The sequence below is a fragment of the Bacillus sp. 1021 genome (genome assembly GCF_014534735.1).
Classification (GTDB): domain Bacteria; phylum Bacillota; class Bacilli; order Bacillales; family Bacillaceae; genus Bacillus; species Bacillus siamensis.
The window spans coordinates 47,106-60,825 of sequence record NZ_JACVSR010000005.1; the positions used below are offsets into that span (position 1 = coordinate 47,106).

Here is a 13,720-nt window from a genome sequence, read left to right on the forward strand (position 1 = left end):
GCGCACTAAGCCGTATTTGAGGGTTATTGTACAAAACATAAAAAGCCTCCTTTCATACAGGAAGGAAGTCGCAAGCCGAAAGATTCATTTTATTCTTATTACCTATTTCCTACACTGTATATCCCGATTCGCGTGGTAAAATTTTGATATCGAACAAAAGAAAGGACATGGTCATGAAAGTTTTCGAAGCAAACAGCCTGCTTGCCGCTGCCAAACAGCGCGCGGGTGAATACAAAAAACTGCGCGGTCAGATGGTCAACCTGAAAAAAGCGTTTCAAGGCATGGCTGATCTTGGGGACAATGATTTCTCAGGCCAGGGCGCCGACAACATCAAAGCCTTCTTCCAAGACCACGCCGGCATCACAGACAGCTGGCTTGATCTGATCGACATGAAAATCGCATTTCTCACAAGCCTTCCCGGCAAGGTCGAAGATGCCGGACTTTCCAATTCGCATGTGGAGGAATCATTTCTGGAGCATGAGCTCACCCACGCCCTCAGTAAATCAAAAGCGATTATGGAAGAGCAGAAAAAGGACATGCGCTCCATCCTCGGAGAGATCGATGACATCATCTCGCTTGATTTATTTTCAACGGAAAGCACAGATCAGAAGCTTTCTTCAGCTGACAAAAAAAGAAGCGAAACCATACATAAACTCGGCAAGCTTGATCACGATCTAATGAATGAATACGCAGAAACCGAAGCGAACGAACAGTTCATCCAAGCTGACTTCCAGAAACTTCAAAATGCCACAGGCAAAGGAAAAAGCGCCACGCCGCTTCACTACAACGCCAAAGCGTACCGAGAAAGCGACATCCATAAGAAAAAAGGCGAGATTGCAAGACATTCAGATACTTATTTGACGATTAAAAAGGAAGAAGCGAAAGAGCGGGAAATCAAAGATCTAAAGAAAAAGCTGGCCGATGGTGTCACCGATCCGGATGAATATTTGGAAATTGCGAAGAAGATCGGCTATGAAAACCTTGAACCTGCTCAGGTGCAATATGTGATGCAGCTTGAACAAGCAAAACAGCTCGAAGAAGTCGGAGAAACGGCTTGGGACATCGTCAAAGGAATAGGCGTCGGCCTTTATGATGTCGGGAAAGACACCATAACAGGCGTCAAAGACCTGGCTGTCGGCGCATGGGATTTTTACCATCTCTCCGATGAACAAAAAGTCGCTAAAACCATATCGGCTGTATTGAACACGCCCTCCTACGCAAAAATCATATGGACAAACCTGGCGGATTCATGGAATGATAAAATGGTTAACGGGGATGCGTATTCAAGATCACATTACATCACCTACGCCATCGGGAGTATCGTCGGACTAAAAGGTTCCGGCTCAGCTGTCAAAGTATCAAGCAAGCTCGCGAAAACAGGCGCCGCCAAAGTGGATAACGTCTTGGAAGCCGGTGAAAAAGCGGCTGCAAAACATGTAAAAACCGGGATTGAAAAAGGAAAGGATTATATCAATTCCGTTTCGAAAAATAAGTATGAACCCACGCTTGCCGGAATAGCACAGGATATTGAAAATACTCACAATGTGAAGAATACGCCTTTGTTAAAGAAAATTATAGAAGAAACTAAAGAATCCAGCATTCTGTTCACCAAAAGAAACATTCCAGGTGTTGCAACTGGTAAAGCAATTCCAAGCAGAGGGCTTCAGCTTCAAGAAAGACTAATGTACAATAATGGTAAATTAGGGGTTATACCTCAAGAAGTACGTAAACAGCTCCTTGGGAAGGAGTTCAAATCATTTGATGAGTTCAGAAAAGAATTCTGGAAATCAATAGCAAACACTGAATATGCAAATGAATTTAATAAAAATAACATAGCAAGAATGAAAAACGGGAATTCCCCTATCGCGCCTAAAAAAGAGCATTACGGTAAACATAAGTCATATATTTTACACCATAAACAACCTATTGATAAAGGTGGGGATGTGTATAATTTAGATAACCTAATTATTACTTCTCCCAAAATGCATCAAGAGATACTAGATCCGGCTTATCATTTCGGAAAAAAAGGAAGTAAAAATTAAATGTAGAAAGGAAGAATTATCCTTGAATAAAATGTCAAAAGAAGAATTAGTCTCATTGGTGAAAAAAATTATGAATCCTGAATTAGAAGATGAGGTAATTGGTAAATACATCGATTTATTAGAAGAAAATGTCCCTCATCCTGCACCAAGTGATTTAATTTTTTGGAGCGATGAAGAATACACAGCTGAGCAAATTGTGGAGATTGCTCTAAACTATAAAGAAGAGTAATCACACTATAGCCCGTAACCTTCAATAACAATCAAGATGTTTTGTCCAATTAGGACTCTAAGGGTGAAATTTTAAAGTTCTCATATAATTTACACCAATGGGCAGTACCCCCACCGTCTATTGGTATTGGAATCTACAAAACAAAAATAGCTCTTCTCTACTGGGCTATTTTTGTTTCTGGAGATGATTTTATGGAGACTCAAAAAATGGATTTATTATATCAAAAAATAGCAGAACAAATTAATGAAATGATTCCATCTCAATGGAAAAAGATCGTTTTATATGCTGAAATACTTGATGACTCAGCGGATATATACTTTTATTTTACAACACTAAATAACAGTGATTATTTATTTTCTCATTATATACCTGAACATTTTGAGGTGAGCGAAGAGATTTACGATCAACTGCTAATTGAACTTCAAGAGCTATTTGAAGAACTAAAAGCAGAATTTAAGCTAGGCAATCAAGATATTTGGACAAATCTCACTTTAAAATTAGAAAACACCGGAAAGTTTTCAATTGATTATAATTATGATGATGTTTTATCCTCTCAACTTGATGACCTTCAAAGACGAGATGTTTGGAAATATCAAAATCTCGGCATACTGCCAGCTGATGAGGAAGATAGAAAATTCATAGAAGAGTATCTAAACATATAATAAGCTTTCAAACGGCTAAAAAAATTAAAAAGGATTCTGATATTGTGGAAACTGAAAAGATGGGAATAATATATCAAAAAATCGCTGAGCAAATAAATGAAATTATCCCCTTTGAGTGGGAGAAGGTTGCTCTTTATGCCGAAATTTTAGATGACTCTTCAGAAGTTTACTTCTTCTTTACTACTCCACAAAATCAGGGATATATATATTCACACGATATTCCTGAACATTTTAATGTTGATGAAGATATATATGACGAACTTCTATATGAGTTGCATGATTATTTCGAAGAGTTACGAAATGAATTTAAAACAAACAATGAAGACTTATGGACAAACCTCACTTTACATTTAGAAAGAAGCGGGAAATTAGCAATAGATTATGATTACACCGATGTCATTGCTTCAGACTTAAACGGTACTCAACGCCAAGCAGTATGGGAATATCAAAATTTAGGGATATTGCCTGAAGATGAGAGCGATAAAGAATTTGTAATAAACTACTTCGGTCTATAAATCAATAATGGCTCAGCACTTCTTTGCTGGGCTATTTTTTATACTGGGATTTCTCGAGGATTGAAAGTGAAAAGATTGGAAACTTAAAAATGCAAGATCTGTACCAGCTTATTAGCCAGAAATTAAATAAATCATACCTTGTGAATGGACAAAAATGTATTTTTGAAGATTTCATCAAGACTAGCGAAAGAAAAATAAAAAGCTGACAATCAGGATATCTTGACTAATGTACACAAAGACAGAATTTGCGGAAGCACAAAAATATGGGCATGCTCCCATAAGACTAAGCAAAACAGGCAGCATCCAGTAAACGGATGCTGCCTGTTAAATCGTTATGTATCGACTGAATAGGTTATTTATTTTGTTTTTTAAATATGAAAATAGATATAACGGTAAATATGATAGCTGTAATGACAATGATCCACAAGCTTGCTGCCGTACTGATAAAATGGCCGTTTAACTTGTAGACGATCCCGTAATGCTTTTCATATTCCTGTATTTGTTCCGCAGAGGCATGTTTAAATACTTTGTCAACTGAATCTGTCATAAACGCCTTTCTGAACAGAACAGCGGTATGGCTGATAGGGAAATACATAATAATCTTCTGTACAAAAGCCGGTACACCGCCGATCGGCACATAAACTCCGCATAAAAAACCGATGGCTGTTCCGACAATCGTACTTAACGTCGAAAATGCATTTTGTGTGTGAATAAACAGCGTTAAAAATAAATTAATAGAGCTTGACAGTGCAACTGAAAGAACAATAATCCCCAATACTTCAAGTATATCTGTACCGCTTAAAAGCTTGCTGCCTGTTGAGACGAGAAAAATTTCACAGCCTAAAAAGGCGATGAAAGAAAAGATCAAACCGATGACAAATGAATGAATGACGTAGCTCAATTGGATGGTCGCCCTTGATAAAGGAGCTGTTAAAAAGTCATACGTTCTCTTGCTTTCTTTATCCTTCACCATAATTCCGAAAGCGCCTAAAGTCGTTGTCACAGCTGTAATGGACAGCAATCCCGCCACCATCCATTCGTTCACCATTGCTTTGGAATCATCTGTCGAACCGACCAGAGCTTTAATAGCGTCCAGCTGTGTCTGCTGTAAGAACACGGCATATAACAGAATGACGATAAATACTGACAGCAAAGAAAGAAGCAAAAGCGTTCGATCACGGAAGTAAATTTTTATATTTCTGCTGATTAAACTGGATAAAGACTTCATTTACGCAATGCTCCCCTTTACTGGCAAACTGCTTCCTTGTTCTTCGATAATATGGATAAACACATCATCCATATTCCCTTTAATCACCTCGAAAGATTCAATTTTTCCTTCAAGACCTTTCAAAATGTCCAACGCATGAAGAGTGGACTCTACACGAAGGGAATAAATAGAGTTTTTAACCGTAAAATCCAGTTGTTTATTTTCAAACCACGCAGTCGGATCAACGCCTTGCTTAAATATCATATGCAGACTGTCAAACGCATATTGATCTTTCAGCTGACTCGGTGTGCCCTCTGCGATCAGACGTCCTTCTTTGATGACCACAACGTTATCAGCCACAGCGGCCTCCTCCATGTAATGGGTCGTTAAAAAGATTGTCATGTTTGTTTCTTCCTGCAGCCTTTTAATCGCATTCCAAACAAATACTCTCGTTTGCGGATCAAGACCTGTAGTAGGCTCATCTAAAAATAATATAGTCGGTTTATGGATGATGGCACGGGCAATATCTGCTCTTCTTCTTTGTCCGCCTGACAAATCGCTGTATTTTTTCTCCTTAATATCATCCAATTTTAAATAGTCTGTTACAAACTGATAGTTCTCTTGCACTTGTGCCTTGCTTAAATGATAATATTGTCCGCGGTTCATGATATTTTCATAAACGGTCAATCGTTCGTCCAAAATGCTCTCTTGAAAGACAACCCCAATCTTTTTACGGATATGATTATTCTCTTTCCCCTCACCAAGCGTAAAACCGTCTATTACCACTTTTCCGGATGTCTTTTTAATCAGCGTACAGAGAATATCGATAGTGGTCGATTTCCCCGCACCGTTCGTTCCCAGAAATGCAAACAGCTCGCCGCGTTTGACAGAAAAGGATACCCCTTTCACTGCTTCAAATGATCCATATTTTTTGCGCAGATCCGTTACTGTAATAATGTCTTGTTCTTCTCCCATTCTGTTCACCTCGAAAAGTAAGATTACTAAATTATGCTAGATTGTTAGTCCTCCGTCAACTGCAATCATTTGCCCAGTAATGTATTTGGATCTATTTTCCGCCAAAAAAAGTGATAATTCACTTACATCATCCGGACTTCCTACATACTGCATTGGGATAAGATTGATCATCCTGTCCTCGTCCAAATTACTTGTCATGTCTGATTCTATAAAGCCTGGGCAAACGGAATTGACCCTAACATTATACTTTGCCAATTCTTTCGCTAAAGTTTTTGTAAGCCCGTTAACCCCTGCTTTTGCCGCACCATAATTAGTCTGGCCTTCAATACCTTTTATACCTGAAACCGAGGACATATTAATAATTGAACCATAACCTTGATTGATCATATATTTCGAGACGAATTTACAACAATTGAAAGTACCGTTCAGATTTGTATCGATTACTTCTGACCAAGACTTTTGATTCATAAAAGAAATTGTTTTATCTTTATTAATTCCGGCGTTATTAATTAGACAATCTATTCGTTCATGCGTTTTATATATTTGCTCGATAAATTCTTTCACAAGGCTGTATTCTCTGACATCGACCTTTATAGCTTTTGTTCCAGGGTATTTTTCTTCAATCATTTTAGCTCTCTCGACATTTCCAAAATACGTAAAATAAACAATATAATTATTATGATGAAATTTATCAATAAGTGATTGTCCTAAATCTCCGGTACCACCCGTTATAATGGCTATTTTTTTCATAATCTGATCCTCAACTAATTTTTGAATTTATTTTAATGATGCTATCGTTTCCAACTTCATTCGTCTCGATCACTAATGTTTCACCTTCCATGTCCATTGATACCAGCAACTTCAAAAACCCAGATAAAGCATTTGACATCCCAGAGCTTCGAGATATATCCAATATATTTAATTCATCGTCAAATTTTTTGCTTTTTAAATAGTTAAAAATGATTTCATCATTGCAATTATTTGAACCATAAATTAAATTTTTTGTTATTCCGTTATTTAAATCTTTTTCTAAATTCATAATGATTTTATCTCTATTATCTTCAGTATGTTGGAAACTATTTATATTTTCTATATTTGGATAGTTATTTTCATCTTTTTCTATAATAAACGAAATTGCGCCTGTAACAGCATTTACTTTTTTTTGAAGGTTCCCTTGTTGATAAATGGATCCTGCTTCGTTTCCCTCAACAGCAGTTACAATGGCAACATCAATAACATCATTGTTTATATACGAAACTGCCATTTTTAAAGCGTCTATTCCAGAAAGATTTCCTGAAATTACAGTAGAGTTTAGGCCTGTTATTCCGTATACAATGGAAGCCCATCCGGAAATATTATTTAATACGGAACTAGAGAATTTAACTGGACTCACAAAATCCGGAGAAGCTTCATAGACATCTGTCATAAAATGATAAGCGGCATCCAAAGGGTTTAATGTACTTCCCACAAAAACACCGATTCTTTCTAGTGAATGTTCACTGTATCTGCTTCCCGCATCTGTAATTGCCTCACTTATTGATGCAATTGCTAAATTAGTTGCTTTTGTTAATGAACGGAGTCCTTTATATTTAACATACTGTTTTATATCAAAATTCTCAGGTTCAAGGATACCGTTTATCTCTACGTTATTTCTTATGCTTTCCACGCTTATTGTTTCAGAAAGGACTTTACCTCTTCCAATAATATTCATTTTTACTCATCTCCATTTTTAGCAATTGTCTCTGAATTTCTTAAAAATGATGCTGGAATTGGCGCCGCCAAAAGCGTAAGAATTATTCATAGCATACTCAATAGGAAATGACCGTTTATTATTTGGAATACAATCAACATCACAATTTATATCTTTTAGTTCAAAGTTTATTGTTGGAGGTGCAACGTCTTCTTTTACAGCGTTACAACATACAATCGCTTCAAGAAGACTTGCAGCCCCCATAGAATGACCTATCATGGACTTAATTGAACTCATCGGCACTTTTTTATTAAATAATTGGTTAACTGCAAACGATTCCGCTTTATCATTGGCTTGAGTACCTGTACCATGAGCGCTGATGTAATCTACATTATCAGTTGTAATACCAGCCTTTTTTATAGCTTTTTCCATGGCTTGTATTATCCCTGTCGAATTAGGATGCGGCGCAGTGATATGATAAGCATCACATGAAACTCCATACCCTTTAACTTCTGCCAAGATATTAGCCCCTCTTTGTTGGGCGTGTTCTAATTCTTCTAATACTAAACAGCCCGCTCCTTCAGCAACAAGCATTCCATCTCTGTGAGCATCAAATGGTTTACATTCTTTTGCTGCAATAGCCTTTAATCGGTTAAACCCGTAATAAGCAATAGTCGAGAAAGGATCTTCTCCTGCTGTAAAACAGATAGATTGTTCTCCGTTTCTGATCTTTTCATAGCCTTGAATAATTGCATAATTACCTGCAGAACAAGCATTTGCAACAAGCATTGTCTCTCCCTGTAACTCAAATTCTCTGCAGGCATTTGCTAATAACGTATGCAAGAATCCTTGGTCTAAAAGATGTTGAGGGCTAGCTTCTTCCAAATGACGATTATAGTCAGTTTTTTCAATGGATATTTCACCCATAGTGGTTCCAACATATAAATCTGCCATTTTATAAGTTTCAGGCTTCAATTCAGCATTTTTGATTGCATCATACATACTTGCAATTAACAATTGAGAACCTCTTCCAATTGACTTATAATCGTTAACTTTAATCCATTCAGAAGCATTGAAGTTATGAATTTGACCGCCATATTTAGGATCCAATAGTTGAAGTCCGTCTTTTTGAATAGGTGAAATGCCGGACTCTCCACTTAAACAAGATCTCCAAAAATCTTTTGAATTAAGGCCTATTGAGGTAATAGCTCCTGTACCGGTTACTACAACTCTTTTCAAATTATTCATCTCCCACAAGTGTAAAGGTCAATTCTCCCGATGCGCATTTAGAATCATTTACTTTCACTTCAGCTTTCACAATTGCAGCCTTACTAATTTTCTTTATTATATTTAATGTAATTATCATTTGATCTCCCGGTACAATTGGCTTTTTAAATTTCACATTTGTGTGGTAAAGGAGAGGAAGAGTTTGTTTTGTTTCTGCTGAATTTTCGTTCTGTGAAAACAAAAGAATAGCTGCTTGAGCAATCGCTTCTGTGATATACACACCCGGAAATATTTTCTTTTCAGGGAAATGCCCTTGGAAGCACGGTTCATTTCCTGATACATTTTTCATAGCTGTTATGTAAGTTTCATTAGCCTCGATCACTCGATCTATCATTACAAAAGGGTATCTCTGCGGTAATTTCTCTAAAACCTCATCATGCGACAATGAATTCATATTATTTTTCCTTTATTCTTTCTTCAATAATTGAAATAATATTATTTACTGTGGTGAAGTTTTGTAACTCTTCTTCCGGTATTTTTATTTGAAACTCCTTTTCGACACAGGCTAAGATTTCTAAAGCCATCATTGAGTCAGCATCTAATTCTTCAACCAGATCTGTATCATCCTTTATTTCTTCTGGTTCCACTTCCAAGATTTCCGTGATCATTCCCACTAGCTTTTCTTTTTTTTCTACACTAATTAATGTTTCCAGACTCATTTAGCTCCATCCCTTTCATTAAATAAATTCCGATATATTTACTACCTTTTCGCTTACTTTCATTACGTCAAGCTTCATAGGACATTGGTATGATTTTTCTCTGTATAATTTAAAATCACCGATTTGTTTAAACCCTATTTTTTCGTACATTTTTTTAGATTTCTCTCTGCTCTGTAAAAGAAGATGAGTAATATTTTCAGAGATAATAATATCTTTCACTTTATCAAATAGAAGGTTCATTACTTTACCTTTCATTGAAATCGTTTTAGTAAAAGATGTTTCTAACACGACTAATCTCATGACTTCTGCATATTTTTCATTCACTTGCGGTTTCAAATTATGAGTTTGTTCAACCTCTAATAATTCATCATCTTTTTTTACAATTAAAGTCATAAACCCAACTAATAAACTGCCTTCATAACAACCGATTTGGTAAGCATAATCATCAGAATGGTCCTTTAATAAACCGTCCTTATAATTTTCAGCAGGTACTGATTTTTCCTGTTCAACAAAGATTTTATATCTCGTTGCATATAGTTCTTTTTTCTCTTCTTCGGTTTCTAAGATCTTTACTTTTAACATTATTACCCCTCCCTTTTTCCCATCTCAAGATTAAATCCTGACTCTGTAACTCTTTAAAAAGTTTACTCTGTCTACACCTTAGCTGAAGTGCATCACAGTATTTTCGAGGTGTATCCCAAAAACAACATCAGTGAAAATAGTATATTCTGCCTCTATTTAACCAATATTTTCTTCTCTACATAAAAATATCAAAATATTGACTCAGATGAAATCCGTAAATCCCGCCAAAGAACTGGCGCGATGTCGCCAGCTTATTATTGTTAATTGAAGGTTTTTTTTGAGGTTGTTATCAATTTAGGAAATTTAAGTAATTAAAAATATGAATTATTAAGAAATAAATAACAAAAAAGGGATAGTATATTATGCTTTTATCTAGATTAAAAACAAGAAAAATGATATAATATTCCATAAGGACAGTATTATAGACATTTATCTATAAAAAAGTTTATAAACCTTCTTACCAATGATCAGGATATACATCATTTTAGAAATGACTAAAGCCCAAAGCAGATATCTTATATTCGATCCTTTTCTGTTTTAATTTATAACCAAAGATAAAAACGTTTTAACACATTATTGTTACAACTACTTTTCCAATGAATGGAGTAAATCAGTTGAAAATCAAAGTATTGCTGTTAGATGATCATATGATGATGGTACAAGGTATTAAACAATTGCTAGAACACGACAGAGTCGTTGAAGTAGTTAGCACTTTATCAAATCCTGCAGAGATATATGATGAAATCGACTACCATTGTCCCAATATTCTAATTATTGATATTAGGATGAAATCTTTTAATGGAATCTCCTTGACAAGAAACATTAAGAAAACATTTCCGGAGTTAAAAATTGTAATATTATCCGGTTATGAGTATGATGAATATATATATGCAGCATACAATGCTGGAGCTGCTGCTTATGTAAGGAAAGAAAATTCAATTAATGAACTAATAACTGCAGTCAAACAAACTTTTGCAGGAAACCATGTATTTCCTCAACATGCTGTAAACCTTTCTGTTGATCGCCTTACTCATAAGGAACTGGAGGTACTGAAGTTGATAGCAGAGGATAAAACAAATATGGAAATCAGTTCTGCATTAAAGTTAAGTAAAAGAACTGTAGAACGTCATATTTCTTCTATTATTCAAAAAATGGACGCCAACTCAAGAGTTGGAGCAGTTGTGAACGGAATTAAACGAGGGCTGCTACATGTATAACTTAAGGATTAAAAAATAGCAACTTTCTTAAATGAGAGGAGTAAAGATATTTATTATCTTTACTCCTTCTTCTTAGTAACAGTTAATGAACTGCATCCTTAGAATAAAGCACTGCCACACACTCCACATGATTCGTATGGGGAAACATATCCACAGGCTGCACTTCGAGCATCTGATACCCGCCATCCTCAAGCACCCGCAGGTCTCTTGCAAGCGTACCTGGGTTGCAGGACACGTACACCACCCGCTTCGGTTTCATGTCGATGATTGTGCGCAACAGCGCTTCGTCACAGCCTTTTCTTGGCGGATCGACGACTAGTGTATCTGCCGTGATGCCTTCTTCGTACCACTTTGGAATGACGGTTTCTGCTTCTCCGACTGCGAATTCTGCGTTTTTGATGCCATTCAGCTCAGCATTGCGTTTCGCATCCTCGATGGCTTCCGGCACGATTTCGACGCCGTACACTTTTTTCGCCTGCTTCGCCAAGAAGAGAGAAATTGTTCCGATGCCGCAGTAGGCGTCGATGACGGTTTCTTCCCCTTGCAGCTCCGCGTACTCAAGCGCTTTGTCGTAGAGTACTTTTGTCTGTTCCGGGTTAACCTGATAGAACGATCTGGCGGAGATGGCGAATTTGACGTCTCCGATGAGGTCGTAGATGTATTCTTCGCCCCAGATGACGTTGGTTTCGTCCCCAAAGATCACGTTTGTTTTATTTGGGTTGATGTTTTGCACGATTGATTTGACGTGCGGGAATTGCGCCGTAATGTCTTCGATGATCTTCGCTTTGTGCGGGAAGTCGTTTGTTCTTGTGATGAAGACGATCATCATTTCGCCCGTAACGACGCCGTATCTGACCATGATATGGCGGAGCCAGCCTTTGTGGCGTTCTTCGTTGTAGGCTTTGACACCGTAGTTTGCGCAGATATCTTTGACGGCTTGGACGGCTTCGTCATTTTTGGATTGCTGAATCAGGCAGGCGCTCATGTCGATGATGTCATGGCTTCTTTGCTGATAAAATCCGGCGACGAGTCCGCCTTCTCTTTCTCCTACCGGCACCTGCGCTTTGTTTCTGTAGTTCCACGGGTCTTCCATGCCGAGCGTCGGGTGCACGGTGACTTTAGAGAGATCCAGCTTGCCGATCCGTTCTAAGACGTCTTTGACTTGTTTCTGTTTAAACAAGAGCTGGCCTTCTTCATAGGTCATGTGCTGGAGCTGGCAGCCGCCGCATTGCTTGTAGATCGGGCACGGGGCATCCGTTCTGTGCGGGCTTTCTTCCTTCAGCTCGATTAAGCGGCCGAAAGCGAAGCCTTTTTTGACGCGTGTCACTTTGATTTGCGCTTTTTCCTCAGGCAGGGCGTTCGGCACGAAGATCGGGAAGCCCTCAACCTTTGCGACGCCCGCTCCTTCGTGCGTTAAATCCTCAAATGTCACGTCATAGTATTCATTTTTTTCTACCGGGGGTTTCATTTTCATCTATAATCACCTCTAGTTTTAAGCGAAAGAAAACTCGGCCAAAAGCCTTGTTTCAGCGTGCTGGCAAACCTTCAAATTCAGGCCTTCAAAGGTTTCCGATCACGCTGAAAAGATGACAAAATCCTAAAACGAATACTGTTTTAGGATTTTGTCCGCGTATTAATCATCCAGCTGTTCCGCTTTCTCCTTCGGCATGATGACGTGAATATGCCGGTACAGATTCACGAATTCTCCCGGCAGCATGCCGCCGTATTCGCCGTCCAGGTTCAGCTGCATCTTTTCTGATACATTGACTTTTACACGGTTCGCTTTTGTGTAAATAATGTGCTGATCGTTAATATGATCGCCTCTGAGCGCCATGCTCGCGACTCTGATAAACTCCGCGAGATTGGCTTTTTTCAAAATAATTAAATCAAACATGCCGTCATTCAGGCTGGAATCAGGGGCCAGCTTCTCGAATCCGCCGACCGAGTTGGTCAGCGTCACTAAAAACAGCATAATTTCGCCTTGAAACAGCTTGCCGTCATATTCAATCTCGACTTCTGTCGGTCGAAGTGAAGGCAGCATTTCCATTCCCTTTAAATAATAAGCAAGCTGGCCGAGCATCGTTTTCAGTTTGCTCGGCACATCATACGTCAGCTCCGTCAGACGGCCTCCGCCGGCGATGTTGATGAAGTACTGACCATTCACCTGACCGATGTCGATCGGGCGGGCTGCGCCGTTAATGACGGTATCAGCGGCATTCAGTATACTCTCTCTCGGAATGCCCAGCGCTCTGGCGAAGTCATTTGTCGTGCCGACCGGAATGATGCCGAGTGTCGGGCGGTTGTCTAACGGCGCAAGGCCGTTGACGACTTCATTAATCGTTCCGTCTCCGCCGGCTGCGATAATCAGGTCAAACTCCCGCAAAGCGGCTTCTGTTGCGGCGTGAGTGGCATCCCCCGCGCATGTGGTGGCATGGGTGGAGGTTTCATAACCGGCTTGTTCAAATTTTTGCAGGACCTGGGCAAGATTTTTCTTAAAAAGCTCCCGTCCTGAAGTCGGATTGTATATTATGCGTGCACGTTTCATTATCTCATCATCCTACTTAAGAGTATCCGATCCATTATTAACACTAACAACCTTTAATTATACTATGACTTGAGAAAATCGCAACAATATGTACAGGAATTGCCAGAAGA

General features: G+C 38.4%; 15 protein-coding genes. 5 read left to right on the plus strand and 10 right to left on the minus strand.

The window, feature by feature from the left end:
• Window positions 1-173 precede the first annotated feature (173 nt).
• From ICW23_RS16805 to ICW23_RS16820, 4 genes are all read left to right on the plus strand, one after another.
• The gene (locus ICW23_RS16805) at window positions 174-2,042 is read left to right on the plus strand and encodes a T7SS effector LXG polymorphic toxin (protein ID WP_188154828.1); all 1,869 of its coding nucleotides are present in this window, start codon (window positions 174-176) and stop codon (window positions 2,040-2,042) included.
• A 22-nt stretch (window positions 2,043-2,064) separates the two neighbouring features.
• Window positions 2,065-2,271: a bacteriocin immunity protein gene (locus ICW23_RS16810; protein ID WP_014417133.1), complete on the plus strand. Its 207-nt coding sequence runs from the start codon at window positions 2,065-2,067 to the stop codon at window positions 2,269-2,271.
• 191 nt (window positions 2,272-2,462) lie between these two features.
• A complete protein-coding gene (locus tag ICW23_RS16815; RefSeq protein WP_016936982.1) occupies window positions 2,463-2,933 on the plus strand; it encodes an antitoxin YezG family protein in 471 nt (156 codons plus the stop codon).
• Window positions 2,934-2,977: 44 nt separating this feature from the next.
• Entirely contained in the window at window positions 2,978-3,448 is a 471-nt protein-coding gene (locus tag ICW23_RS16820; protein WP_016936983.1) for an antitoxin YezG family protein, read from the plus strand.
• 352 nt (window positions 3,449-3,800) lie between these two features.
• On the opposite strand, the gene ICW23_RS16825 is transcribed toward ICW23_RS16820, so the two are convergent.
• The 8 genes from ICW23_RS16825 to ICW23_RS16860 are packed head-to-tail and all read right to left on the minus strand — an operon-like array spanning window position 3,801 to window position 9,848.
• Window positions 3,801-4,676: an ABC transporter permease gene (locus ICW23_RS16825; RefSeq protein ID WP_016936984.1), complete on the minus strand. Its 876-nt coding sequence runs from the start codon at window positions 4,674-4,676 to the stop codon at window positions 3,801-3,803.
• Window positions 4,677-5,630, minus strand: coding sequence for an ABC transporter ATP-binding protein (locus tag ICW23_RS16830; RefSeq protein ID WP_016936985.1), 954 nt, complete (start codon window positions 5,628-5,630; stop codon window positions 4,677-4,679).
• Between the two features lie 36 nt (window positions 5,631-5,666).
• Complete coding sequence (locus ICW23_RS16835) at window positions 5,667-6,380, minus strand: SDR family oxidoreductase (RefSeq protein WP_016936986.1); 714 nt, start codon at window positions 6,378-6,380, stop codon at window positions 5,667-5,669.
• A gap of 10 nt (window positions 6,381-6,390) precedes the next feature.
• Window positions 6,391-7,341: a beta-ketoacyl synthase N-terminal-like domain-containing protein gene (locus ICW23_RS16840; protein WP_016936987.1), complete on the minus strand. Its 951-nt coding sequence runs from the start codon at window positions 7,339-7,341 to the stop codon at window positions 6,391-6,393.
• Window positions 7,342-7,359: 18 nt separating this feature from the next.
• A complete protein-coding gene (locus ICW23_RS16845) occupies window positions 7,360-8,559 on the minus strand; it encodes a beta-ketoacyl-[acyl-carrier-protein] synthase family protein (protein ID WP_016936988.1) in 1,200 nt (399 codons plus the stop codon).
• Window position 8,560: 1 nt separating this feature from the next.
• Window positions 8,561-9,001, minus strand: coding sequence for a 3-hydroxyacyl-ACP dehydratase FabZ (gene fabZ, locus ICW23_RS16850; protein ID WP_016936989.1), 441 nt, complete (start codon window positions 8,999-9,001; stop codon window positions 8,561-8,563).
• A 1-nt stretch (window position 9,002) separates the two neighbouring features.
• Entirely contained in the window at window positions 9,003-9,266 is a 264-nt protein-coding gene (locus ICW23_RS16855; RefSeq protein WP_016936990.1) for an acyl carrier protein, read from the minus strand.
• 18 nt (window positions 9,267-9,284) lie between these two features.
• On the minus strand, window positions 9,285-9,848 hold the full coding sequence (locus ICW23_RS16860; protein WP_016936991.1) for a GNAT family N-acetyltransferase: 564 nt from the start codon (window positions 9,846-9,848) through the stop codon (window positions 9,285-9,287).
• Between the two features lie 614 nt (window positions 9,849-10,462).
• Between ICW23_RS16860 and ICW23_RS16865 the strand changes: the two genes are divergently transcribed.
• On the plus strand, window positions 10,463-11,065 hold the full coding sequence (locus ICW23_RS16865) for a response regulator transcription factor (RefSeq protein WP_016936992.1): 603 nt from the start codon (window positions 10,463-10,465) through the stop codon (window positions 11,063-11,065).
• An 82-nt stretch (window positions 11,066-11,147) separates the two neighbouring features.
• On the opposite strand, the gene rlmD is transcribed toward ICW23_RS16865, so the two are convergent.
• Both rlmD and ICW23_RS16875 read right to left on the minus strand, forming a co-directional pair.
• Entirely contained in the window at window positions 11,148-12,539 is a 1,392-nt protein-coding gene (gene rlmD, locus ICW23_RS16870; RefSeq protein WP_188154829.1) for a 23S rRNA (uracil(1939)-C(5))-methyltransferase RlmD, read from the minus strand.
• Between the two features lie 159 nt (window positions 12,540-12,698).
• Complete coding sequence (locus ICW23_RS16875) at window positions 12,699-13,610, minus strand: diacylglycerol kinase (protein ID WP_188154830.1); 912 nt, start codon at window positions 13,608-13,610, stop codon at window positions 12,699-12,701.
• Between the last annotated feature and the right edge of the window lie 110 nt (window positions 13,611-13,720).

Bases quoted from the DNA above. Each gene is read 5' to 3' on its own strand.
- fabZ (WP_016936989.1), bottom strand. From the start codon at position 9,001: ATGAATTCATTGTCGCATGATGAGGTTTTAGAGAAATTACCGCAGAGA.
- ICW23_RS16840 (WP_016936987.1), bottom strand. From the start codon at position 7,341: ATGAATATTATTGGAAGAGGTAAAGTCCTTTCTGAAACAATAAGCGTG.
- ICW23_RS16875 (WP_188154830.1), bottom strand. From the start codon at position 13,610: ATGAAACGTGCACGCATAATATACAATCCGACTTCAGGACGGGAGCTT.
- rlmD (WP_188154829.1), bottom strand. From the start codon at position 12,539: ATGAAAATGAAACCCCCGGTAGAAAAAAATGAATACTATGACGTGACA.
- ICW23_RS16805 (WP_188154828.1), top strand. From the start codon at position 174: ATGAAAGTTTTCGAAGCAAACAGCCTGCTTGCCGCTGCCAAACAGCGC.
- ICW23_RS16825 (WP_016936984.1), bottom strand. From the start codon at position 4,676: ATGAAGTCTTTATCCAGTTTAATCAGCAGAAATATAAAAATTTACTTC.
- ICW23_RS16835 (WP_016936986.1), bottom strand. From the start codon at position 6,380: ATGAAAAAAATAGCCATTATAACGGGTGGTACCGGAGATTTAGGACAA.
- ICW23_RS16860 (WP_016936991.1), bottom strand. From the start codon at position 9,848: ATGTTAAAAGTAAAGATCTTAGAAACCGAAGAAGAGAAAAAAGAACTA.
- ICW23_RS16855 (WP_016936990.1), bottom strand. From the start codon at position 9,266: ATGAGTCTGGAAACATTAATTAGTGTAGAAAAAAAAGAAAAGCTAGTG.
- ICW23_RS16830 (WP_016936985.1), bottom strand. From the start codon at position 5,630: ATGGGAGAAGAACAAGACATTATTACAGTAACGGATCTGCGCAAAAAA.
- ICW23_RS16815 (WP_016936982.1), top strand. From the start codon at position 2,463: ATGGAGACTCAAAAAATGGATTTATTATATCAAAAAATAGCAGAACAA.